Annotated in this window: 23 protein-coding genes and 1 pseudogene; 9 read left to right on the top strand and 15 right to left on the bottom strand. The window is 51.4% G+C overall.

The features are described from left to right. The first annotated feature begins 221 nt into the window (after positions 1–221). Positions 222–2,399 (top strand): malate synthase G, encoded by a 2,178-nt coding sequence (locus ACQY8X_RS15830; protein WP_428036114.1) that lies wholly within the window; start codon positions 222–224, stop codon positions 2,397–2,399. 93 nt (positions 2,400–2,492) lie between these two features. On the opposite strand, the gene ACQY8X_RS15835 is transcribed toward ACQY8X_RS15830, so the two are convergent. Then, a complete protein-coding gene (locus ACQY8X_RS15835) occupies positions 2,493–3,089 on the bottom strand; it encodes a DJ-1/PfpI family protein (protein WP_428036115.1) in 597 nt (198 codons plus the stop codon). Positions 3,090–3,166: 77 nt separating this feature from the next. Here ACQY8X_RS15835 and ACQY8X_RS15840 point away from each other — a divergent pair, with 77 nt between their 5' ends. The 5 genes from ACQY8X_RS15840 to ACQY8X_RS15860 all read left to right on the top strand — a co-directional run bounded on the left by ACQY8X_RS15840 (position 3,167) and on the right by ACQY8X_RS15860 (position 7,491). Then, on the top strand, positions 3,167–4,537 hold the full coding sequence (locus ACQY8X_RS15840) for a PLP-dependent aminotransferase family protein (protein WP_428036116.1): 1,371 nt from the start codon (positions 3,167–3,169) through the stop codon (positions 4,535–4,537). 89 nt (positions 4,538–4,626) lie between these two features. After that, a complete protein-coding gene (locus tag ACQY8X_RS15845) occupies positions 4,627–5,466 on the top strand; it encodes an NAD-dependent protein deacetylase (RefSeq protein ID WP_428036117.1) in 840 nt (279 codons plus the stop codon). Between the two features lie 93 nt (positions 5,467–5,559). After that, entirely contained in the window at positions 5,560–6,942 is a 1,383-nt protein-coding gene (gene dbpA / locus ACQY8X_RS15850) for an ATP-dependent RNA helicase DbpA (protein ID WP_428036118.1), read from the top strand. A gap of 34 nt (positions 6,943–6,976) precedes the next feature. Continuing rightward, entirely contained in the window at positions 6,977–7,255 is a 279-nt protein-coding gene (locus ACQY8X_RS15855; RefSeq protein WP_205211959.1) for a peptidylprolyl isomerase, read from the top strand. A 44-nt stretch (positions 7,256–7,299) separates the two neighbouring features. Further along, positions 7,300–7,491 (top strand): hypothetical protein, encoded by a 192-nt coding sequence (locus ACQY8X_RS15860; protein WP_091354847.1) that lies wholly within the window; start codon positions 7,300–7,302, stop codon positions 7,489–7,491. 219 nt (positions 7,492–7,710) lie between these two features. On the opposite strand, the gene ACQY8X_RS15865 is transcribed toward ACQY8X_RS15860, so the two are convergent. The 6 genes and pseudogenes from ACQY8X_RS15865 to ACQY8X_RS15890 all read right to left on the bottom strand — a co-directional run bounded on the left by ACQY8X_RS15865 (position 7,711) and on the right by ACQY8X_RS15890 (position 13,365). After that, the gene (locus ACQY8X_RS15865; RefSeq protein ID WP_428036119.1) at positions 7,711–7,995 is read right to left on the bottom strand and encodes a hypothetical protein; all 285 of its coding nucleotides are present in this window, start codon (positions 7,993–7,995) and stop codon (positions 7,711–7,713) included. Then, on the bottom strand, positions 7,982–10,126 hold the full coding sequence (locus ACQY8X_RS15870; protein ID WP_428036120.1) for a hypothetical protein: 2,145 nt from the start codon (positions 10,124–10,126) through the stop codon (positions 7,982–7,984). The genes ACQY8X_RS15865 and ACQY8X_RS15870 overlap by 14 nt, the downstream gene beginning before the upstream one ends. A 345-nt stretch (positions 10,127–10,471) precedes the next feature. Next, positions 10,472–10,756: a helix-turn-helix domain-containing protein gene (locus tag ACQY8X_RS15875; protein WP_428036121.1), complete on the bottom strand. Its 285-nt coding sequence runs from the start codon at positions 10,754–10,756 to the stop codon at positions 10,472–10,474. Further along, positions 10,753–11,073 (bottom strand): type II toxin-antitoxin system RelE/ParE family toxin, encoded by a 321-nt coding sequence (locus ACQY8X_RS15880; protein ID WP_428036122.1) that lies wholly within the window; start codon positions 11,071–11,073, stop codon positions 10,753–10,755. The genes ACQY8X_RS15875 and ACQY8X_RS15880 overlap by 4 nt, the downstream gene beginning before the upstream one ends. A gap of 327 nt (positions 11,074–11,400) precedes the next feature. Beyond that, a pseudogene (locus ACQY8X_RS15885) lies at positions 11,401–12,743 on the bottom strand (NAD(P)/FAD-dependent oxidoreductase). Positions 12,744–13,062: 319 nt separating this feature from the next. Continuing rightward, positions 13,063–13,365, bottom strand: coding sequence for a hypothetical protein (locus ACQY8X_RS15890; protein WP_428036123.1), 303 nt, complete (start codon positions 13,363–13,365; stop codon positions 13,063–13,065). A gap of 155 nt (positions 13,366–13,520) precedes the next feature. Here ACQY8X_RS15890 and ACQY8X_RS15895 point away from each other — a divergent pair, with 155 nt between their 5' ends. Beyond that, a complete protein-coding gene (locus ACQY8X_RS15895) occupies positions 13,521–14,405 on the top strand; it encodes a LysR substrate-binding domain-containing protein (protein WP_428036124.1) in 885 nt (294 codons plus the stop codon). Between the two features lie 99 nt (positions 14,406–14,504). Here ACQY8X_RS15895 and ACQY8X_RS15900 read toward each other — a convergent pair whose 3' ends face one another. The 4 genes from ACQY8X_RS15900 to ACQY8X_RS15915 all read right to left on the bottom strand — a co-directional run bounded on the left by ACQY8X_RS15900 (position 14,505) and on the right by ACQY8X_RS15915 (position 17,826). Next, entirely contained in the window at positions 14,505–15,221 is a 717-nt protein-coding gene (locus tag ACQY8X_RS15900) for an NYN domain-containing protein (RefSeq protein ID WP_428036125.1), read from the bottom strand. A 269-nt stretch (positions 15,222–15,490) separates the two neighbouring features. Continuing rightward, positions 15,491–15,955: a DUF2269 family protein gene (locus ACQY8X_RS15905; protein ID WP_428036126.1), complete on the bottom strand. Its 465-nt coding sequence runs from the start codon at positions 15,953–15,955 to the stop codon at positions 15,491–15,493. Continuing rightward, positions 15,955–17,241: an SDR family oxidoreductase gene (locus ACQY8X_RS15910; protein WP_428036127.1), complete on the bottom strand. Its 1,287-nt coding sequence runs from the start codon at positions 17,239–17,241 to the stop codon at positions 15,955–15,957. Before ACQY8X_RS15910 ends, ACQY8X_RS15905 begins: the two co-directional genes overlap by 1 nt. Before the next feature lie 51 nt (positions 17,242–17,292). Beyond that, positions 17,293–17,826, bottom strand: coding sequence for a GbsR/MarR family transcriptional regulator (locus tag ACQY8X_RS15915; protein ID WP_428036128.1), 534 nt, complete (start codon positions 17,824–17,826; stop codon positions 17,293–17,295). Between the two features lie 23 nt (positions 17,827–17,849). On the opposite strand from ACQY8X_RS15915, the gene ACQY8X_RS15920 reads away from it, so the two are divergent. Continuing rightward, positions 17,850–18,176, top strand: coding sequence for a hypothetical protein (locus tag ACQY8X_RS15920; protein WP_428036129.1), 327 nt, complete (start codon positions 17,850–17,852; stop codon positions 18,174–18,176). On the opposite strand, the gene ACQY8X_RS15925 is transcribed toward ACQY8X_RS15920, so the two are convergent. The 4 genes from ACQY8X_RS15925 to trxA form a co-directional block, all read right to left on the bottom strand. Next, entirely contained in the window at positions 18,158–19,192 is a 1,035-nt protein-coding gene (locus ACQY8X_RS15925) for an FAD-binding oxidoreductase (RefSeq protein WP_428036130.1), read from the bottom strand. The two genes, ACQY8X_RS15920 and ACQY8X_RS15925, sit on opposite strands and share 19 nt — an antisense overlap. Beyond that, positions 19,185–20,666, bottom strand: coding sequence for a 4-hydroxy-3-polyprenylbenzoate decarboxylase (ubiD, locus tag ACQY8X_RS15930; RefSeq protein ID WP_428036131.1), 1,482 nt, complete (start codon positions 20,664–20,666; stop codon positions 19,185–19,187). Before ubiD ends, ACQY8X_RS15925 begins: the two co-directional genes overlap by 8 nt. A 60-nt stretch (positions 20,667–20,726) precedes the next feature. Further along, positions 20,727–21,986 (bottom strand): transcription termination factor Rho, encoded by a 1,260-nt coding sequence (gene rho / locus ACQY8X_RS15935; protein ID WP_428036132.1) that lies wholly within the window; start codon positions 21,984–21,986, stop codon positions 20,727–20,729. A gap of 272 nt (positions 21,987–22,258) precedes the next feature. Beyond that, positions 22,259–22,585, bottom strand: a complete 327-nt coding sequence (trxA, locus tag ACQY8X_RS15940; RefSeq protein WP_428036133.1) for a thioredoxin family protein — start codon at positions 22,583–22,585, stop codon at positions 22,259–22,261. A 178-nt stretch (positions 22,586–22,763) separates the two neighbouring features. Here trxA and ppx point away from each other — a divergent pair, with 178 nt between their 5' ends. Then, the gene (ppx, locus tag ACQY8X_RS15945; RefSeq protein WP_428036134.1) at positions 22,764–24,278 is read left to right on the top strand and encodes an exopolyphosphatase; all 1,515 of its coding nucleotides are present in this window, start codon (positions 22,764–22,766) and stop codon (positions 24,276–24,278) included. The last annotated feature ends 54 nt before the right edge of the window (positions 24,279–24,332 follow it).

The raw sequence follows: 24,332 nt of genomic DNA on the forward strand, positions 1-24,332 counted from the left end.
ATTCCACAATGTGAAATGAATACCTGCACCAAACCACCAGCAGGCTTCATACTTTAGCATTGCTCAGGGGCGACAGCGCTTGCAAAGTGCGATATTGTTGCAACGCACAAGCCACAATGCCGGCAGCGCTGATAGGAGCCACCGGATTGCGGCATACAAAAAAAGACCTGGTCTGGTTGCCTCGCGCCAGATTCGGGACGATTACAATGAGGCAGTACCTTATGAGTCAACGGATACACACAGGCGGCCTGCAGGTTGCTGAAGCGCTGTATAACTTTATTAACCAGCAGGTTATTCCGGGCACCGGCGTAACTGAAGAACAGTTCTGGTCCGGCCTGGATGCGGTTGTTCACGACCTTGCACCGAAAAACCTCGCACTGCTGGCAAAACGCGATGCGATCCAGGAGCAGATCGACAACTGGCACCGTGAAAACCGCACCAACGGTTTAGATTTCGCTGCCTACAAGTCATTCCTGCAGGAGATCGGTTACCTGCTGCCAGAGGGCGAAGATTTTTCCGCCACCACCAGCAATGTTGACCCGGAAATGGCCACCATGGCGGGCCCACAGCTGGTGGTACCGGTGATGAACGCCCGTTTCGCCCTGAATGCGGCCAATGCCCGCTGGGGTAGCCTGTACGATGCGCTATACGGCACCGACGCAATCTCCGAAGCCGACGGCGCAGAGATTACTGCAGGCTACAACCCGGTGCGCGGCGCTAAAGTGATCGAATTTGCCCGCAATGTCCTCAATGAAGCGGCACCACTGGCATCTGGCTGCCACAAAGACTCCGTGCGTTACAGCATCCATGACGGCAAACTGGTGGTTACCCTCACCGATGGCAGTGAAACCGGTCTGCAGAATGAATCGCAGCTGGTCGGCTACCTCGGTGATATCAGCGCCCCCGACTCTATCCTGCTGCAACACAACGGTCTGCACCTGGATGTTAAAGTCGACCGCAGCAGCCAGATCGGCTCAACCGATGCCGCCGGTATCAGCGATATCATCGTGGAAGCCGCGCTAACCGCGATTATGGACTGCGAAGATTCGGTTGCCGCCGTTGATGCAGACGATAAAGTGGTTGCCTACAAAAACTGGCTGGGCCTGATGAAGGGCGACCTCACCGAAGAGGTGACCAAAGGTGGCAAAACCTTCACCCGCCGCATGAATCCAGACCGTGAATATATTGGTGTTGATGGTTCAGAAGTCCGCCTCAAAGGCCGCAGCCTGATGTTTGTCCGCAACGTCGGCCATCTGATGACCAACAACGCTATTCTCGACAAAGAGGGCAACGAGATCCCAGAGGGTATTCTCGATGGCATGGTCACCAGCCTGATCTCAATCCACGACGTTAAGGGTAACGGTCAGTTCAGCAACACCACCACCGGCTCGATGTATATCGTTAAACCGAAGATGCACGGCCCCGAAGAGGTGGCTTTCGCCAACGAGCTGTTTGGCCGTATCGAAGATGTCCTGGGGCTGGAGCGCTTCACCCTGAAAATGGGCATCATGGATGAAGAGCGCCGTACCACTGTCAACCTGAAAGAGTGTATCCGCGCCGCCAAAGACCGCGTGGTGTTCATCAACACCGGCTTCCTTGATCGCACCGGTGATGAGATCCACACCTCCATGGAAGCTGGCCCGATGATCCGCAAAGGCGAGATGAAAGCCGCCGCCTGGATCGGTGCCTATGAAGACTGGAACGTGGATAACGGCCTGGCCTGTGGCCTGCAGGGCCGTGCCCAGATCGGTAAAGGTATGTGGGCGATCCCGGATCAGATGGCGAACATGCTGAGCGCCAAGATCGGCCACCCGCTGTCCGGCGCGAACACCGCCTGGGTGCCATCGCCTACCGCCGCCGCACTGCACGCACTGCACTATCACAAGGTTGATGTGTTCGCCCGTCAGGATGAGCTGAAAAGCCGTCCACGCGCCAATCTGGACGACATTCTCACCATCCCGGTTGCCAGCAATCCAAGCTGGTCTGCCGAAGAGATTCAGAACGAGCTGGATAACAATGCCCAGGGTATTCTGGGCTACGTGGTGCGCTGGATCGATCAGGGCGTCGGCTGCTCTAAAGTGCCTGACATCAACAATGTCGGCCTGATGGAAGACCGTGCCACGCTGCGGATCTCCAGCCAGCATATCGCTAACTGGCTGCATCACGGTATCTGTTCTGAAGCGCAGGTGCTGGAAACGATGCAGCGGATGGCCGCCGTGGTTGATCAGCAGAATGCTGGCGATCCCCTGTACCGTCCGATGGCACCCAACTTCGACGACAGTGTCGCCTTCCAGGCCGCACTGGAGCTGGTGATTCAGGGGCGGGTTCAGCCAAACGGCTATACTGAGCCGGTGCTGCACCGCCGCCGTCTGGAAGCGAAGGCTAAGTTCGGGGTATAAGTTCGGAGCATAAGCTCGGGGTATAAGTTCGGAACATAAGCTTTAACGATTAAAACCGCGCACTGCGCGGTTTTTTTTGTCTCCCGATCCGATTTATAAGTAGGGTGAGATATTCGCCATCGTCCGATTAACATACTCCGCTTTCTCCCCCACCGGGGCGACATAGTGAATCGCCTCTTCAGCCACCTTAACACCCTCCAGTCGTGCCAACACCCAGCAGGCAAGGTACTGTGAAGCCAGACATCCACCCGCACTGGCGATATTTCCCCGGGCAAAAAACGCCTGATTCAGCACCTCAGCACCAGTTTCCTGCACCCAGGGCTTCGTGGTCAGATCGGTACACACCGGCAGATCATGCAGCAGCCCCAGCTCAGCCAGCAGCAACGCCCCCGAGCACTGCGCGCCGATCAGCTGTCGTTCCGGCTCCAGACTGAGCTGCGACATGATCGACCTGTCCGCCACGACGTCGCGGGTTTTCATGCCACTGCCCACCAACACCACATCGGCACTGCTAGCCTCACTGAGCGAAATATGCCGTTGCAGCACCACACCGTTCATCGACTCGACCCGCTCAGTCGGGCTGGCAATTGAGACCCGCCAGTCCGGGCGCTTCACCCGGTTGAGAATCCCCAGGGCGATCAGCGAGTCCAGCTCGTTGAAACCATCGAAGGTCAGAATCGCAATATGCATAGCCGCTCTCCTCATCAGTACTTAAATTATTTCTTACATTTAGTCAGTTGTGTTGCCGCATTGTATGGCCTAAATTCATGACAATAAAAAAATCGTCATGGATACAACTGAAGATGCCCCGCGCCCGTTATAAACAGCTGGTTGACCGGTTTGCTGGCGAGATCCGTTCGGGCAGGCTGCCGCCTGGCACCCGGTTACCCACCCACCGCCAGCTGGCGGCCGAAGAAGGTCTGGCACTGGTGACCGCCTCCCGGGTCTATGCTGAACTGGAGCGAATGGGGCTGGTTAGCGGCGAAACCGGCCGCGGAACCTTTGTCAGAGAAACCGCCCTGCCACTGAGCCATGGCATCGATCAGCCCCCAACAACAGAGGGGATGATCGACCTTAACTTCAACTCACCATCCATCCCCGGTCAGACCGACATGCTGCGTCAGGCCCTGCGGCAACTATCGATCTCCGGCGACCTGGCGTCCCTGCTGCACTATCAGCCCCATGCCGGTCGTCTGCATGAAAGAGCCATCATAGCCCGGCATCTCGAAGACCGCGGGCTGTCAATACCCGCAGAGCAGCTGCTGATTGTCAGCGGTGCCCAGCACGGGCTGGCAACCACCGTAATGTCACTCCTTAATCCCGGTGATGTGGTGGCCGTTGATGCGCTCACCTACTCAGGTTTTAAGGTGCTGGCGGCGGTACATCGACTGGAACTGGTGGCAATACCGGTCACCGCCACAGGACCCGATCTTGAGACGTTGGAAAAACTTTGCAGGCAGCGGCCGATCCGCGCGCTGTATAGCATGCCAACACTGCATAACCCGCTGGGCTGGGTGATGAACCTTGAGCAGCGGCAACGCTTAATCGCTATCGCCCGCCACCACGATCTGCTGATCATCGAAGATGCCGCTTACGCGTTTCTTGCCGATAACCCACCGCCGCCGCTGGCCACCCTGGCACCGGAGTTAACCGTATACGTCTCCGGGCTATCCAAAAGCGTGGCCACCGGCTTTCGAATCGGCTTTATCGCTGCCCCTGAGCGCTGGATTCCAGCGCTAGAACGCACTATCCGCGCCACCACCTGGAATACCCCCAGTCTGATGACGGCGATCAGCTGTGGCTGGATAGAGGATGGCACGGTCGCACGGCTTGAAACAGAGAAGCGCCGGGATGCTCAGGCCCGCCAGAGAATTGCCAGAGAGGTGCTGAACGGACTATCCCTGATCAGCCACCCCGCATCCTATTTTGTCTGGTTAACGCTGCCAGAGGAGGTACGGGCGGATCAGGTGGTGATGACTCTCATGAAGTCGAATATCTCAGTCTCTACCGCAGAACCGTTCGCCGTGACTGAACATGTCCCCCATGCAATTCGGCTGGCACTGGGATCGGTGGCGATCGACGCCCTCGAAGAGGCGTTAACCCAGGTGAGACAGGCGATTGAACGGTTTGCTTATTAAGATCATAGTGAACCAACTCATCACTGAAACACGTATCCTTGATAGCTATTTCCGTTGGCCTGAGAGACCTCACCGATTACACTGAACCTATGACCCATTCGACAGCAAACGCCCTCAGCGACTTTATTCAGCAGCATCCCCGGTTATTTATCCTCACCGGCGCGGGCTGCAGCACTGCGTCCGGCATTCCCGATTACCGCGACAAAAACGGCGACTGGAAACGCCAGCCCCCGGTGCAGCACCGTGACTTTCTCACCCGCCACGCCACCCGGCAACGGTTCTGGGCGCGCAGTCTGGTGGGCTGGCCGCTGATGGCCAATGCCCGGCCCAATACGGTGCATCAGAGTCTGCAACGGTTAGAAGCGAAGGGTTACTGCCGCCAGCTGGTCACCCAGAACGTCGACCGGCTGCATCAGCAGGCGGGTCAGCAGCGGGTGATCGACCTGCACGGCCGCTCTGACCAGGTGATCTGTATGGACTGTCACACACTGCATCAACGTAACCACGTGCATCAGTTGATGGCCGAAGCAAACCCAGCGTTCAGAGAGTATACCGCGACCGCTGCACCGGACGGCGATGCCGATCTGGAAGGCATCGATTTCAGCCGTTTCAGGGTGACCGACTGCCCCGCCTGTGGCGGTATGCTCAAGCCCAATGTGGTGTTCTTCGGCGATAATGTACCGAAAGAGCGGGTATTCACGGCCCTCGACAGTTTGCAACAGTCCGATGCGCTACTGGTGGTGGGCTCCTCACTGATGGTGTATTCCGGCTTCCGCTTCTGTAAACAGGCGGTTAAGCTGAATATCCCCATTGTCGCCATCACCCAGGGTAAAACCCGCGCCGATGAGTTGCTCACGCTCAAGCTGGATGGCGATATCAGCGAATTTCTGCTGCCCGCGACCGCCATGCTGGACAGCCTCACGCCCTGAGAATTATTACCCGCCAGCGGCGGCTTCAGGGCAGCAGAGACCGGCCATTTCAGGTATACTGGCGGCCAATTAAATTCTTATCCCGAGTACACCGTGTTTGATACCTCTTTTGCCTCCCTGAACCTCCCCCCCGCGATGCTCAGCAACCTGGCTGACCTTGGCTACAACGAGATGACGCCGATCCAGGCGGGCAGTCTGCCCCATGTGCTGGCCGATAAAGATATTATCGCCAAGGCCAAGACCGGCAGCGGCAAAACCGCCGCCTTTGCCATCGGCTTGTTGTTAAAGATCAATCAGCGGGATTTCGGCACTCAGGCACTGGTACTCTGCCCCACCCGCGAGCTCAGCACCCAGGTCGCTCAGGAGATTCGTCGTCTGGCGCGGTTTAAAGATAACCTTAAGCTGGTGATTCTCTGTGGTGGACAATCCGTTGGGCCGCAGATCGGTTCACTGGAACATGGTGCGCATATCGTGGTGGGCACCCCCGGGCGGATTCAGGACCTGATCCGCAAAGGCAAGCTGGACCTGTCCCGCTGCAACACCGTGGTGCTGGATGAAGCCGACCGGATGCTGGATATGGGCTTCTACGAGCAGATCGAAGGGGTGATCAGAAACACACCGAAAAAGCGCCAGACCCTGCTGTTTTCCGCCACCTATCCCGATGGCATTAAAAAACTCAGCGCCGACCTGCAGGTTGACCCTGTTGAGGTCACCGTGGAAGCGGTACACAGCACCAGCCAGATCGAGCAATCGTTCTACGCCCTGGAGCAGACCAAAAAACCGGATGCGTTGGCACGGATACTCAGCCATTTCAACCCGGAATCCACCGTAATTTTCTGCAACACCAAAGACCAGTGTCGAGAGGTATCCGATCATCTGCGCAACCTGGGCTACTTCGCTGCCGCCCTGCACGGTGATCTGGAACAGCGCGACCGTGATCAGGTGCTGGTGCAGTTCGCCAACCGCAGCAACACCATCCTCATCGCCACCGATGTCGCTGCCCGCGGGCTGGATATCAGCGATCTGTCGCTGGTGATCAACTACGATCTGCCCCGTGATCCGGAGATCTATGTCCACCGTATCGGCCGTACCGGCCGGGCGGGCAAAGAGGGCATGGCGATCAGCCTCTACCGCGACTCTGAAGACTATAAGCTGGAAACCATCAGTGAATACCTGTCGCAGACGCTGGAGACCAAATCCCTCAGCAGCCTGAAAAAAACCAGCTCAGGGGAACCGGTTAAACCGGTGATGCGAACTCTCTGCATCGCCGGTGGTCGAAAAGATAAGATACGTCCCGGCGACATCCTCGGCGCGCTGACCGGTGAAGCGGGCATTGATGGCAGCGCGGTCGGCAAAATCGACATCTATGACTATGCTGCCTACGTGGCCGTGAAACGGGATGAAGCCCGTAAAGCCCACAGTCGACTGGTGGATGGCAAGATCAAAGGCCGTCGTTTTAAAGTGAGAATGTTGTAAAAACATTTTACTGTCTTAAGTAAGGTATTTTAATATGGCTGTAGCATCGGCACGGCATATTCTGGTGAAGACCAAAGCTGAGGCCGACAAGCTGAAGCAACAACTGGAGAAAGGGGAGGACTTTGCCCGTCTGGCAAAAAAACACTCTCTGTGTAACTCTGCCAAACGGGGTGGTGATCTCGGCGAATTCAGGCCCGGCACCATGGTGAAAGCGTTCGACGATGTGGTTTTCCGTAAGAAAGTATTGGAGATCCACGGACCGGTGAAAACGAAGTTTGGTTTTCATCTTATTCAGACCCTCTATCGCACCTAGGCTAACGCCGCGATACACGTCGCCAACTTACGGAGGTAGTTCCTATGAAACCGGCCAAAAAACAGAAACAACACCCCAAGTTTATCGAAGCGATGCAGAAACTCTCTGCCATGAATGAAGATGAACGCCTCTCCGACGAGAACAAAGACCTGTTCGACCAGGCGATCGCCTACGCTCCGCTGGAAGCGCAGCCTGCGTTGATGGCTATTCAACGGAAGTATGAGGAGCTTCACTAAAGGCTAAGAAGTGGCTAGACGTCGCTTCGCGACTTGCTAGTGGTTAGTCGCTAGAAAAAGCTTAAAGATCAAAAGATTAAAGAGAGCCGGGAGGCTCTCTTTTTTGAAGAGTAATTTGAATATAGTTTATTATAGATACTCCCTCCTTAAGCAAAGAACAATTGTTGACTTGAAAGAAAGCGGTTATTGATCTACTTCTACTAATCGGTATTTTGAAAATTAGTTAGCAAATCCATATGTTTTCATTTCCTCATAAACATCAGCTAACTCGCCATTCAACTGTTCGATGTACTCTTGAGCAACTTGATTGAATAGATCCTTATTAGAACCTTGAAAATTAATAGAGAAAGCCCCCCTCTTCAAACGTTCTATTAATAAATTAAATGCCGATTTAACTGCATTAGCATCATCATCGGATATTGGAATCAAAATAGTAGGATCCCCACCAATACTGATAAAGTACTTATCATCAATCGTAGTCAAAACAGCTTCAACGACTTCCATATATTTTTCCTCTTTCTCCAAATGCACTTTCCCCTCCCTCTAAAGTTTTCATACTAGTCTGCTTCCAGTCTAAAATTTTATTCTGATTTTCAAGACAAACTAAATTATTAGAAAATGGATTACCTACATATGTTTCATAACCATTTTCATCATGACAGCGATATATTGAGTTATAGGGCAAGGTTCTAACGGCAATATTTGCATCATGTGTGGAAATAAAAACTTTCTTTCCCAACTTTGCCTTATCATTAATAAGAGGAATAATCACGTCATTTATATATTCATTCCCTAAGCTTCTTTCAGGCTCATCCAATATATAAATTTCTTTATCTTCTGCCAACTCACTATGAAGATTAAGCATAGAACACTCACCATTTGAAGGTGAATATTCTTCACCACCTAAAGTAAAGCGCCTCCAGAATAACAGTAAATCAGATACGACCGTGATCCTTCCAACTTCCTCAATTGAATTCAACTCAGTGATATAGTCGAATAAATTGTCAGAAAAAGCATTATCCTTAATTACTCTAACTACATTAACGAAACTCTTTTGGTCCCCTTTACGTAAAGATTTTATAGGAATGTAGCGTGAGTCGCGTATCATTCCATCGTGGAGTTTGAAACTAGTAACACACTCTAGATAACCTTTATCTATCCCGAGTGAGCCTACAGTCTCTATCTTATTTTCAATGACTTTTTCAATATTAGAATATATTTTTTGAACATCTCGACAAATAGACAACCTGTTTCTGGCGAACCGTTTGAATCCAGTTTCAGTAGGCTTACTCAATGCCCCAGTTTTTCGAGAAATCTCATTTCGGAAACAATTTGAAGCTGAATTTATCAATTCAGCACTCTTCCAATCAGAGTATAGATTCCAAGAACCGCCCTTCAATCCCAAGATCATTGCGGATAAGTGCACGAGCAATTTTGTACGTACTGCCTGATTAGTAACCTCAATAACAGGGATATTAGAAGTAATAAATTCAATCATGTCTTCCACTTTTGAGAGTGCACCAGTGTACTCGCCAAATTTTTTAGAAGAAGCCTCCGATGAAGCGGAAGGAATATCCTTTATTTTCATTATTTTAGCGTTTTTATTTTTACTTTCAGTGTTAAAATAATCTCGGTACTTATACAAACTTGTTATATCTGACTCTTTAGCTCCCTTGATCCGACTTATTTCTGCTTTACAATCATCAATGATTCCTAGCTCAACATCCTGTTCGATATTCTTTCCAAGAAGATCAAATCTATCTGCTAGTTTATCTGGTGCTGATTCAAACACAGTAGCCCTTATTCCATTGCTCGAATAATGTCTTGCAATCGCTTCAAGTATCTTGGTTTTGCCTGTTCCTTTTGGACCAAAGAACACGTTAATATCGTTAAATGCTTTGATAGAAATTTGTGTAGCATCTTCAAAAGGCTGTAATTTAAGTGTTTCAGAGTGTTTTCTCTGAATGGCAGTGTCTATCGTGGAAATATCTTTTTCTAGAAGAAGGCAAAAGTGTTCGAAACTCTCTACAGGAAGTCTCAATTCGGGAAGTCTATCAGCTTCTTCTGAATAATTATCCCAATCTTGAATGTCTGAACCGTAAATTGAAGTATGTCCGTGCGCAATAAATATACCAGCGGATATTGAGTTAGTTGCTTCCTTAATAACTCGTTTAGAGTTAACTCCCAAAGACAATAGCTTTTCTATGCTAGCCTCCCCCATATCAGGCTTTTTACCTAAGTAATGTGCAATATATATCGGATCAAGATCATTAAAGAAAGCAACAGTATTTTCTAAAGAAATGGTAAAATCATCCGGTGTATATTTTTCATTAGCTTTATCAACTAGCTCACTAAATTCATCTCGTTTATCTGGGGAAACTAACACAATCAAATGGGATCTTTTATCATCATCTACAACATCTAGCTCGATCCCCGGCCAAATTTGAGCTGCTCCGCCCAGTTGCTCTTCCATCATATTAAACTGTTCAAGATCGAAGATATTATGGTTAGTTATAGCTATAATCTCTACATTAGTAGACTGGACTACCTCAGCGAAACGCTCGGGATCAATTTCCCTTGAATGCGCATCACCTTGTTTAGACTTTTTAGTATGAACATGTATATCTATCTTCACGATTTCCCTCTCTCATACAATATACCAATATTATTCTTTATACTGAGGCTTAAAAAATAGGCACTATTACTAATTGAAAATCAATATAGAGAGAAAAGCTTTATGGCAGCTACTTCATTCTCGTCCACTGAAAATGAGCGGGCTCATTGGTCAGTTTGTATAGTGGAACTACACATATCCATCCACTGAGTGTGCCTGAAAGAGAAAGTGGGGGCAATTGCTTAATGATAGGTGCTAAAGAGAGCCAACGGCCCCCTTCTTTTTGCTTTTACGCTTTTTCTAACGACTAGCGAGTCGCGAAGCGACGGTCTAGCGAGCAACGCGCTCTTCGTTGCGTTCTACCGACTAGTTAACCGCTTGAGGCTCAAACGACATATGCAATTCGAAGCCACACGCGTTAGCGTATCGCTGCAAGGTGTCCACTTTTGGCGTTACAGCACCTTTCTCAAGGCGGCAGATATTACTTTTCTTCGTATGCATTAAGACTGCGACCTGCTCTTGAGTCAGGCCTGCGGCTTTGCGCATATGAAGTAACTGACTGATCAGGGTAAACTCGCTCTCCAGTGCATCGTACTCACGACGCACGTCATCATTCTGAAGCGCACGTTCTTTTAATCGCTGAAGGCTCATTTTTTCACCTCTTTCATTCGGTCTCTGGCTAGTTTCAAATCTGGCTTTGGTGTCTTTTGTGACTTCTTAACAAATGCGTGAAGTATCATGACATGAGGCCCATTCATGTAGCAAAAGAGACCCCGACCTATACCCTCTTTTGCCTTAGCCCGAATCTCAAACAAACCATCGCCCATTGACTCAGTATTAGGAGATCCCAGATTCGCTCCGTGCTCTTCTATCAGTTCCAACAACTTCAGCATCCGCGCTTGAATCTTTGGCGGCATCGCCAGGATGGCATCTTCTACACCATCATAAAAATCAACTTCCCATGTCACTTCACATCCTTGTGTTATCATAGATGATAACTTTAGTTAATTGAACATTTTTTGGGGTAGACTGGATCAGGTCTTGTATTTTGCAGATAAATAAACCGAATCCAGAATCTGGCACTGACCTATTCCCTTTCTATGCAGCCGGGCATTACTGCCTGGGAATAGACTACTGCGGTAATGAAACAGGTCTCAAAAATATCAAAGCCTAGCTCCCTTTCTTTTTGCTTTTACGCTTTTTCTAACGACTAGCGAGTCGCGAAGCGACGGTCTAGCAAGGGCGAAGCCCGTCTAGCGAGCAACGCGCTCTTCGTTGCGTTCTAACAACTGCCTTTAAACATTAGGCCCAATTTCGAGCTGGCTGCCATCCGAGAACCGGGAAAACCGAAAGCGCGACAAATCATGCTGACTCTCTTGTTTATTGACGATCTGAGAGACGATTCTGCCGAAGGCGGGGCCGATGCCAAAGCCGTGGCCGCTCATGCCGGTGGCGACGATAAGGCCTTCCAGATCGGGGACTCTGTCGACGATAGGGACGATATCGGGCATCGCATCGATCATGCCCGCCCAGGCATCCAGTATGGGAGGGATGCCGATCTGTGGGAACCGCTCTGCGAAACGCTGTTGCATCACTTTCACCTTGCCTTTGGCGGGGGCGGGATCGAGGACGCGGGTGAGCTCGAAGGGGGTGATCTCATCGGCGCTCCAGTGGCGTTGTACCCGCCAGGCATCCGGTGAGTGGGCGATTTCGTTTATCCAGGGCCGGATCTCATGATAGTTTTGCAGTCCCGTTCTGAGCCACTTAGGTAATAAACGAAACGAATCCGGACCGATAAAGTGATCATGGGAATCGGTGAGTGCGAGGGTGTAACCGCCATCATTGCGGCGTCGCACCGCCAGTTTTTTATCCGCAAAACTGGCGGTGGTGATACTTTGCAGCGGCGCGGTTCTGGCAACGGAGGCGCGTACCGATAGCTGGGGGATATTGATACCGTGGCGGCGCAAGAACAGGGATGACCAGGCGCCCCCGGCGACGACAACCTGCGATGTTCTGATGCGGCCAGCCTCAGTGATCACCCCGGTAATCTGCCCCGCCTCGATATCCAGCGTGCGCACGGCGCAGTTTTCCCGGATAAGAACCCCTTCGTTGCCAGCGCATCGGCAAGGCGCGTCACCGCAATCCATGGCTCGGCGCGGGCATCACTGGCGGTATAGGTCGCGCCGACCCAGGTATTTTTTGCCCGCGGGTCCTGTTGAATATGTTGTTTTAGCTGGGCGCTGGACAATGCCACGGTATCGACGCCATGGGCTGCGGCAATACTCAGCCACGCTTCCCGTTGCGCCTGCGCCGCGTCGGTTTGTGACAGATACATCACCCCGACCCGCTGAAACCCGGTGCGGCCTTTAACCTCTTTATCAAAAGCCTCCCATAGCTGGGAAGCTTCCATCATAATTGGCAGCTCTGCGGCATCACGACCATGTTGTCTGATCCAGCCCCAGTTACGTGACGACTGCTCTCCGGCAATACGGCCTTTTTCGATCACCATCACACTCAGCCCCGAACGCACAATATTCAGAGCAGAGAAAATACCGATAACCCCACCACCAATCACCACCACATCAACTTCATCGGGTAGCGGGTCATTAAACGCAACAGGCGTGTTCAGGGTGATCATTATAAGAGCCTTAAGATTAGCCTAGCGTAATACCTTCGACCCACAGCGGGAACGGTACGTTGAAATAATCCAGTCGCTAAGAGACGTTTAAAATCAATGAGATCTGAGCAGTTGGCTCAGACCTCCATTAACCTGAGTGTGCCTGAAACATAAACCCGGTTCAATTACTCAAAAAGAGGTAGGTCCCGCCGGCAATCTATGGCCATGTTCGCGTCTCCCCACAAAAAAGAGAGCCAACCGCTCTCTTTCTTTTTGTTCTTACGCTTTTTCTAACAACTAGCTAGTCGCGAAGCGACGGTCTAGCAAGGGCGAAGCCCGTCTAGCAAGCAATGCGCTTTCCGTTGCGGTCTGATCTTAGCTGCCTTAGCGCTTCATCCGCATCCGCACTCAGGGGTAATTTCGCTATCGCCAGTAAATCCTGCCGGTTGTGGCCCATATCGTCCAGCATATGATCATCATAACGAAGCAGGTCTAATAATACCGCTCTGCGACAGTAAGCATCGTAGCGTTGACGCAATATCTGGATAAATGCCAATCGATTAAACCGGAAGCGAACGTTTTCTGATCTGGATTTAATTGTAAGGGGCGATGTTTTATTCATCACAAGATCATGACTACGCATAGCGGTATCTCCTCACCGTCTGTATGACAGCGTGCCTGTAGTTAGCAAAATTGTTTATCGAGTCGCGATCTCAGAACAGATGATGAATCCCACTCATTGTTTAATCAAACTAAAAACACTAAACTCAAGATTCAGAAAATCTTAACGGTGTAGTTATGGCTCTGTTTGCAAGTACCCCTCCACTACTGGAGTTCGACCTGCTTCGCTCGTTTGTCGCCATTGCCGAAAGTGGAAGTTTTACCCGCGCGGCCGAACAGGTGTTTCGCTCTCCCGCCGCCGTCAGCATGCAGATCAAGCGTCTTGAGGAAACCCTGGGCAAAAGCCTGTTTCTTCGCGAAGCAAGACAGGTTCGCTTAACCTCTGAAGGCGAGGTATTACTCAGCTATAGTCGGCGGTTGCTCAGGTTGAATGAAGAGGCGGTCAGTCAGTTCGTGACGCCCACCATCGAAGGAACCGTCTGCTTTGGCTCTCCGGAAGACCTTGCGACCGGAGTGCTGCCGAAGGTTCTGGCACAGTTCGCACGCTCTCATCCCGCTGTCGCCGTCAATGTCATCGCCGGTAGCAGTACCGAGCTGTTATCCCTGTTGGACACGGGTGAACTGGACATGGCGTTGTTAACCGCTGGCAATGTCGGTCAGGACCCGACTCGCGGGGAGATTGTTTTTACTGAACCGCTCATCTGGGCCTGTCGCAGTGGCGGACTGGCGGTCGAGAAAACCCCTCTGCCACTGGCAGTTGCCAGCCGGGGATGCTGCTGGCGCACCATGGCTCTCGAAGCACTGGACAAGCAGGACATTGAATACCGCATCGCCTATACCTGCGATCAGAGCTCAGGTATGCAGGCCGCAGTGGAGGCAGACCTGGCGATCGCGCCATTACCCCTAAGTCATATGCGCGCCCCTTTTGTCCCGGTCGACGCTAAACTGGGGTTACCTGAGATTGGTGAGTATCAGTTACTCTTCGAACATCGCAAGGAGCTAGGCCCTGCGGGAAATGCCTTAGCCCGCTATATCGTCGATGCCTGGAAAACACCACGCTAAGCTGGATAGCGATTTTTCCAGCCACTAGCAAGCGGCGAAGCCGCGTCTAGCCAGTCGCGCAGCGACGATCTAGCAAGCAACGCGCTCTTCGTTGCGGTCTTACGTTTTTTTACCCTTCCTCGCATCCCTAACCATAAAGGATCGGCCCGAGCCCCGTTTCAGCTCAAACAGATCAACCTCTTTAAACAGACTGCTGAGGTTTTTATAGCCATAGTTGCGGCAGTCAAATGACGTTCTGTTGGAGATATTGGCACCCACCGGGCCTAGCGCAGCCCAGCCGTCTTCATCTTCCGTGGCTGCAATCGCCTGGCGCAACAGGTTGATCAGCTTGGTATCGGATTTGATGTTTTTAGGTTTGACGGTGCTGGCATTTTCGACGGTTTCCGGCTGATCCAGAAAGAGAAATTTGGAGCAGGCATTCACAAAAGGGGAAGGCGTCTTACGTTCACCAAACCCCAGCACAACCTTACCTTCAGCTAATGCCCGGGTAACCATCGGGGTAAAATCACAGTCTGAGGTAATAAAACACATGACGTCGATATCTTTGGTATACATAACATCCATTGCATCAATCACCAGTGCGATGTCAGAGGCATTCTTCCCTTTGATTAAATCGTACTGCTGTACCGGCTGAATAGCATATTCATGCAGCAGCTCTTCCCACGATTTGAGTGTCGGGGATTTCCAGTTGCCGTAAGCCTTACGAATAGTCACCACGCCATATTTTGCAACTTCACTCAGAACCACATCGAACTTACTTGCCGGGGCGTTATCCGCGTCGATAAACAGGGCTATCTTTTGCTTTATATCGCTCATGTTAAAACCGCATCTCTCTGAATAGACGAAACAACTTATCTCTACATGGATAAAGCTGTCAAAGTATTACTGGTAAAAGTAAGCAGATCACCTTAATGCAATGCTAGCCCCTACTACAAAAAAAGAGAGAGCCAACGGCTCTCTTTTTTATGCTTTGACGCTTTTTCTATCTAACCACTAGCAAGCGGCGAAGCCGCGTCTAGCCAGTCGCGCAGCGGCGATCTAACAACGGCTTTTTTCTAGCTCTTCGTTGCGTTCTAAAAAAGCGTTTATACCGGCTTAAGCACCATCAGTGCAGTCACCGCAACCATTGCAAAAAATGCTGGAATACCCAGTGCGACCCAGATTTTTAACTGGGTATAGTAGCTCTCAGGCAGGGGTTGAGCAGTCTTTCTACAATGGTCGGCCTGGTTACGCATTTTAATCTGCAGTACCACCACCGGCAGCCAGCAGGCACCCGCTAGCAGATAGAGTGCGATACTCAGCCATAGCCAGGTTTGTTCCAGTGACATCCCGGCCAGAGACAGCATCCAGAAACCGGTAATCGGCTGAATAATGACAGTAGGCGTGGTGAAGATCCAGTCGGCTTTAACGACTAACCGATTGGTCACGCTGATCGCTTCCAGATTGCCACTCAGATCGGTAAACAGTTTATAAAAAGCGCTGCCTAATCCTGTGCCAAACAGCAGGATAGCGCTGAGTATGTGCAGCCATTTAATAATCAGGTATTCCATTACACTTTTCTCCATATCACCAGTAAACAGAGGGTAGCTGTCATCAGTGGCAGGTTTTTGGTCACCGGGCCAAACGGATGCAGCCATAATTCGGGTAGCAGCCAACTAATAATCAATGTATACGCGATGGTGAGCAGCAACTGCCCTATCAGCGCCGCCTTCAGCCAGCGGTTATGCAACATCGCCAATCCCAGCAGCAGATCTATCGCTCCGCCTGCATACAGTGATAGCGTGGCGGGAAGCCCTTCAATACCCGCCTGAAACAGGATCTCCAGGCTCTTTGCCTCCGGATAGAACAGCAGCGAACACAGGCCAGTCATTATCCATAGCAGCGCGATACAGCCGTGTAATACGCCGGGCATAAAATAGAGACCCGCATACCAGCGATCGGCAACTTGTGACGGGATTCGTTGCAGCTCGCTCTCGACACTGCGGGGCGTAAACCCTAACTGCTCAACCAGCGGTTCAACCGGCGCGGTGTTGCCCTGTATCAGCATATCCAGAGATTGAGCATTAACAGGGCCTGTTTTCAGCCACCCACCAAGCTTTACTAAGGGCTGCGCCAGGCGATACGGAATTAATAGCGGTCGCAGATCACCCAGGCCTAACCACTGCCGCTGGTATTGCAGGTATGCTTTAAAGCTCAACGGTTGCGGGCCAACCAGGTCAATCTGCGACCTGTGGGTTTTGTCATCCCCAATACAGACGATGACGGCCTTAACCAGATCATCTATATGAATCGGCTGAATCCGCTGCTCTCCGGCATTAACCAGAGGCGTTACAGGCAGGGCAGCCAGCGCCCGGAAAAAGGCGGTACTCTTTGCTCCCGGACCATACACAACAGAGGGCCTGAGTATGGTCCAGTCCAGGTCTTTACCTGCCAGGTGCTGATCCGCTGCAAACTTGCTTTGATGATACTGGCTTATGGCGTTTGCCTCAGCGCCGAGGGCGGAGATCTGCAGCACTCGCCGGACGCCCACCTGTTCACAGGCATCAAACAACGCAGAGGGTGATTTCTGATGCAGATCGCTGAAACGCTGCGTAGCGCTTTCCTGAATAATACCGACGGCGTTAATCACCATATCGATACCATTCAGCCGGGGGAGCCATACGTTGGCACTGTGATCCCGGCTATAATCTACGGTTAGTGTTTCAGCGTCGGCAAACACCCTCCTGAACTGCGCAGCATCCCTGACCGCAGCCACAACCCGGTGACCTTCCTGCCGTAATCGACTATAGAGATGCTGACCTACAAACCCGCTGGCACCGGTAAGCAGAATGTTCATTGCAGTTTCCTTTCTTTAATTTCTGTAAAAACAGAAACAAACAGGAAAATTTTAGTTTTCCTTCTTGCCCAGAAAACGCTGAACTTTACTGCCAAGTTTCAGCAGCTTCAGAATAGTAGAGCGCTCCATCTTTTTAACCTGATCAAACCAGCCGGTCGATTGCTCCAGAAACGCCAATGTCTGTTCGATACGCACTTTGGTTTCAGCAGGGGTCTGTTGATCCGCTTCGGCATCCAGTACACATTCGCGCAGTGCGGTGAGGGTTGGATCCAGCTCCCGTTTTTTACGCTCCTCCATGATGATGAAGAAAATATCCCAGACATCTTTATGTGAGTCAAAGTGATCGCGCCGGTCACCGAGTATGTGAGTAATCCTGATCAGCCCCCAGGACTGCAGCTCTTTAAGACTGGTGCTGACATTGGAGCGCGCCACACCCAGGGTTTCGCTAATCTCTTCCGCTGTCAGAGGCGCATTACTCAGATAAAGCAGTGCGTGTATCTGCGCCACCGTGCGATTAACCCCCCAGCGCGATCCCATCTCGCCCCAGTGAAGCACAAATTTTTGCATCGTCGGTGAAAGAACCATGATTAAATTCCTTAATTTCTGTAATGACAGAAATTACAGAAACAGCAATAGAGAGTCAAGCGGATCTGATGCCGAAACAAAACCAGATGATTGAACACGGTATGAAACTGATGATCGAACACGGTATGGAACTGATGATCAGAAAACCCTATCATCGCGAGTACAGAGGAGATGCTTGCGTGCTTCCACAAAAAAAGAGAGCCAACGGCTCTCTTTCTTTTTATGTTTTTACGCTTTTTCTAACAACTAGCAAGCGGCGAAGCCGCGTCTGGCCAGTCGCGCAGCGACGATCTAACAACGGCTTTTTTCTAGCTCTTCGTTGCGTTCTGCTCTACTGCCTCGGAGCGTAGGCAAACACGTCAGAATGAATCTGCGAGTCCTGCAGGCCCTTAGCCTCACACGCGTCAAGCAGCGCATACACCATCGCCGGTGAGCCACTGGTGAACACCTCAACATTGTCGAAGTTTTCAAAATCGGCCACTATCGCTTCCGGTAGCAGCGCAGTGCGTCCCCCCCAACCGGGGCTGTTGCCGGGTTCGCTCACCACCAGGTGAACGTGAACATTTTTGTGTTCAGCCGCCCATTGCAGCGGCAGTTTTTCCAGATAGAAATCCGCTTCGACCCGGGCACCCCAGTATATATGAATCGGGTTAGATACCTGGTTGGCCAGCAGGTGTTCAGCAATACTTTTGATCTGCGAGAAGCCGGTGCTGGCAGCAGCCAGAATAATGGTGGTATCAGGGTTTAATGATCCGGCTTCGAGATAGCAATCACCTTTTGGCAGTTCGATCTCAACGCTGGGGTTATTCTGCAGATGCTCCATGATGGCGATCGACATCTCGCCTTCCGGTAAGCGGCGGATATGCAGCTCAATATCACTGCTGAAGTCCGGTGCACTGCCGATTGAGAACGCAGCACGGCTCTGATCCGGTAAGATTATCTCCAGATATTGCCCGGCATGGAACTCAATCGCATGTCGACCGGTGACCGGCAGGTGCAGGCGCACCCGGTATACATCATGGCTCAGCTGTTCAACTGCGGCGATACTACAAACCAGTTTTTTCACTCGTAACTCTCCAGGGCGTAGCAGCCCATCAATGTTCACCCTGACATCGCTGTATGGCACGGCGGTACAGGCAAAGATCTGCGAGGGTTGGTCGCCCTCGGTTAATTGCAGTTCCAGCTCGGGATAACGCTGGCGGATACTGCCCGCTATCAGGGTTGCTTTACAAATTTCACAAACGCCGTTGCGACAGCTGAAACGCATGGTATAACCTGCGTTGCGCAGACTATCGAAGATCGACAGCCCCGCCTCAGCCACAACAACATGTTGATCGTTAACGGTAATCTGGTAACGCTCAGTCACACTTAATGCCTAACTGATCCCAGATATCATCGACCCGCTGTTTTACCTCTGACGACATCACAATCGGCTCACCCCACTCCCGGGTAGTTTCACCAGGCCACTTATTGGTGGCATCCATCCCCATTTTTGACCCGAGGCCAGAAACCGGTGAGGCAAAGTCGAGATAGTCGATCGGGGTATTATCGATCAGGGTGGTATCGCGGATCGGGTCCATCCGGGTGGTAATCGCCCAGACCACATCATTCCAGTCCCGGGCGTTAATATCATCATCACAGACAATGACAAATTTCGTGTACATAAACTGCCGCAGGAACGACCAGACGCCCAGCATCACCCGCTTGGCATGACCCGGATACTGCTTTTTCATGGTGACTATCGCCATGCGGTAGGAACAGCCTTCCGGCGGCAGATAGAAATCGGTAATTTCCGGGAACTGCTTCTGCAGAATCGGCACGAACACTTCGTTCAGTGCAACCCCCAGCACGGCGGGTTCATCCGGTGGACGACCGGTATAGGTGCTGTGATAGATCGGATCGGGCCTGTGGGTAATGCGCTCAACGGTAAATACCGGGAAGCTGTCGACCTCGTTGTAATAGCCGGTATGGTCACCGAACGGGCCTTCATCGGCCATCTCTTCCGGGTCGATATAGCCTTCGAGAATAAACTCGGCACTCGCGGGCACCTGCAGATCACTGCCAATACACTGGGTGACTTCGGTTTTACCACCGCGTAACAACCCGGCAAAGGCGTATTCTGACAGTGTATCCGGCACTGGCGTAACCGCGCCCAGAATGGTGGCTGGATCAGCCCCCAGCGCCACCGCAACGGGGAATCTCTCGCCCGGGTGTTGCTCTTTCCACTCACGGAAATCCAGCGCACCGCCCCGGTGTGCCAGCCAGCGCATAATCAGTTTGTTTTTACCGATCACCTGCTGGCGGTAGATACCCAGATTCTGTCGGGACTTGTTCGGCCCCCGGGTAATCACCAGCGGCCAGGTTACCAGTGGACCGGCATCACCGGGCCAGCAGCGTTGTACCGGGATTTTACCCAGGTCAACATCATCGCCCTCAATCACATGGGTCTGACAGGCGGCGTTACGAACCTTTTTCGGCCCCATATTCAGCACCTGCTTAAAGATCGGCAGCTTCTCCCAGGCGTCTTTCATCCCTTTGGGTGGCTCAGGCTCTTTCAGCATCGCTAACAGTTTGCCCACTTCCCGCAGACTGGCAACATCCTCCTGCCCCATCCCCAGCGCAACCCGTCTGGGCGTACCAAACAGGTTTGCCAGTACCGGATAATCATAGCCTTTGGGGTTTTCAAACAGCAGCGCCGGGCCACCGGCCCGCAGTGTCCGGTCACAGATCTCGGTCATCTCCAGATTGGGATCGACTTCGACGCTGATACGCACCAGTTCACCTTGTTTTTCAAGGCTGTGGATAAAATCTCGCAGGTCTTTGTATTTCAGGTTCGACATAATTTTCAGCAATAAAAAAGGGCAAGCGCTAAGCTTACCCTTTCAGAACAGAGATATGAATCAGGAACGACGCATCGAGAGGAAGAATTCGTCGTTGGTCTTGAAGTCTTTCAGCTTATCGAGGACAAACTCAATCGCGGCAGAGTCTTCCATCGGATCCAGCAGCTTACGCAGAATCCACATGCGCTGCAGTTCATCTTCAGAGGTCAGTAGATCTTCACGACGGGTACCGGAACGGCGGATGTTGAAGGCAGGATAAACCCGCTTCTCTGCCACTTTACGGTCCAGATGCACTTCAGAGTTACCGGTACCTTTGAACTCCTCAAAGATAACCTCATCCATCTTCGAACCGGTATCAACCAGTGCGGTAGCGATGATGGTCAGGCTGCCACCCTCTTCGATATTACGGGCCGCACCAAAGAAACGCTTAGGACGTTCCAGCGCGTGCGCATCGACACCACCGGTGAGTACTTTACCGGAGGATGGGATCACGGTGTTGTAGGCACGGGCCAGACGGGTAATGGAGTCGAGCAGGATAACCACATCCTGTTTGTGTTCAGTCAGGCGCTTAGCCTTTTCCAGCACCATCTCAGCAACCTGCACGTGACGTGACGGCGGCTCATCGAAAGTCGAGGCGACCACTTCACCGCGCACGGTGCGCTGCATCTCGGTGACTTCCTCAGGACGCTCATCAATCAGCAATACAATCAGGTGTACTTCCGGATTGTTACGTTTGATCGAGTTAGCGATATTCTGCAGCATCAGGGTCTTACCCGCTTTTGGCGGGGACACCAGCAACGCACGCTGGCCTTTACCCATCGGGCAAACCAGGTCGATTACCCGGGCAGTCAGGTCTTCAGTACTACCGTTGCCCAGTTCCATCTTCAACCGTTCCTGCGCAAACAGCGGGGTCAGGTTTTCAAACAGAATTTTGTTCTTGGCATTTTCCGGCTTATCAAAGTTGATCTGATCAACCTTCAGCAGGGCAAAATAACGTTCGCTGTCTTTTGGCGGACGGATTTTACCGGAAATCGTATCGCCGGTACGCAGGTTAAAGCGCCGGATCTGACTCGGTGATACATAGATATCATCAGGGCCTGCCAGGTATGAACCTTCTGCCGATCGCAGAAAGCCAAAACCATCCTGCAATATTTCCAACACGCCATCGCCGTAGATATCTTCGCCACCTTTAGCATGACGCTTCAGAATTGCAAAAATAACATCTTGTTTACGGGAACGGCCCAGATTATCCAGTCCCATCTCTTTTGCTATCTCTAGCAAATCGGGAACGCTTTTCTTTTTAAGTTCAGTAAGATTCATAGGTATTTGTGTAGTGTTGGAAGACAAGAATGTGCCTTGAACGGAATAGATGAAGAACTATCCAGATCAGATTGAATTGATAAAGTGAAATCGGAGTTCTTAACCAGAGCAGTTGTCCAATGTACTGGAAGTGAAGTGTCCTGGAAGAGAATCCGGTGTTTGGAAGTGACACTATAATGCGTTGGTTAAAAAGAGTCCAGTAAATCAGGGAGCAAACCATGATCCTGGTCACCCCCTGCACTTTTTACCGACTAAGGTCGTAAAATCAGCGTTTAAATACTGTCTTCAATGAAAGCGGCCAACTGAGATTTAGACAGCGCGCCCACTTTAGTCGCTTCAACATTGCCATCCTTAAACAGCATCAGTGTCGGAATGCCACGAATACCGAATTTTGGCGGCGTTTCATTATTTTCATCAATGTTCAGCTTACATACTTTCAGTTTGCCATCATAATCTTTGGCAATCTCTTCCAATACAGGCGCAATCATCTTGCATGGGCCACACCACTCAGCCCAGTAATCAACCAGCACCGGACCGTCGGCTTTCAATACATCATCTTCAAAGGAAGCATCGGTCACATTAACAATATTTTCACTCATAAAAAGCCTCTACAGTGAGATTCACTCAATATTAATAGTTACCGATCATAACACTGTCATTAAAGGATTGTGAATATGCAGGGAATACCGCAGACATCAATATCACGGCGCGTTCCTCTCTAATCAGTAACATATATCTGTTAAGATGGGTCTATTATCTTATTTGAAGCATACGCACATGAATCAGGAAACAACCACCAGCCCAAGCGAGCAATCACTACTGGCCGCGATCGACCTGGGTTCCAACAGCTTTCATATCGTAGTCGCAAAACTTGTTCAGGGCGAGCTTCAGCCGATCGATCTTTTATCTGAAAAGGTTCAACTGGCTGCCGGTCTCGATGAAAACCGCATATTATCCGCCGAGGCAATTCAACGGGGGCTGGAGTGTATGGAACGCTTCGCCCAGCGCGTGCGGGATATCCCTGATCAACAGATCAGGATTGTCGGCACCAATGCCCTGCGGGAAGCGGTCAACAGTGATGATTTTATTCTCGAAGCGGAAAAGATTATGGGCTGCTCCATCGAAGTGATCGCCGGTATTGAGGAAGCCCGCCTGATCTACCTGGGCGTATCCCATACCCTGGCGGGGGATAATGGTCGCCGCCTGGTAATCGATATCGGCGGCGGCAGCACTGAGTTTATTATTGGTGAACGCTTTGAACCGCTGGAGCTGGAAAGTCTGGAGATGGGCTGCGTCAGCTTCAATAACCGTTATTTCCCGGATGGCGTCATCAGTGAAAAGAACTTTCAGCTGGCGGTGTTTGGCGCGCTGCGTGAACTGTTAACCATTAAACGCACCTATCGGCAATTGGGCTGGGAAGATTGCGTAGGCGCATCCGGAACCATCAAAGCGGTGCGCAACGCCTGTATCACCCTCGGCTATGCAACCGACAAAGTCAATGCTGCGGCGCTGCAACAACTGAAAGAGAAGATTCTCAGCTATAACCATGTCGATGAGATCGATATCGATGGCTTAAAAGAGGATCGTCGTTCGGTATTCCCCGCCGGTATCGCTATTTTATCCGCGGCCTTTGAATCGCTGGGGATCAAAGAGATCCGTTTTTCTGAAGGTGCACTACGGGAGGGCCTGCTCTACGATATGGCCGGACGGCTGCGTCACGAGGACGTTCGTGAACGCAGTATCAATGCGATGATGCAACGCTATCGAGTGGACCAGGAACAGGCGATGCGCATTGAACAGACCGCGCTGATCTCACTGACACAGGTAAGAGAAAGCTGGAAGTTGGATAACAACGAGTACCACAACATGCTCAGCTGGGCAGCACGTTGCTGCGAAACCGGACTGACCATCGCCCATAGCCAATACCATAAGCACAGTGCCTATCTGGTACTGAACTCAGACCTGCCTGGATTTACCAAGCGACAGCAGATCCAGCTGGCCGCTATCGTACAGGGACACCGGCGTAAGTTTCCGACGGCTACTTTTGATCAGCTACTGCCTCGGGAGGCGAAGCACTATAGCCGTCTGACCATACTCTTAAGACTGGCCTTTGTACTCAACCGCAGCCGCAGCCGTGAACGCCTGCCCGCCTTCCACCTGACCGCAGAGGACAACGAACTGACGCTGGTCTTCCCGGACAACTGGCTCAGCCATCAGCCACTGACACAGGCTGATCTGGAGCAGGAAGCAGGGTATCTGGCGAATGCGGGGTACACACTGGCGTTTAAATAGTTAGACGCGGCTGCGCCGCTTGCTAGAACGGCGCTACGCGCCTGCTAGTGGTCA

The organism is Amphritea sp. (genome assembly GCF_050300915.1).
Lineage (GTDB): Bacteria > Pseudomonadota > Gammaproteobacteria > Pseudomonadales > Balneatricaceae > Amphritea.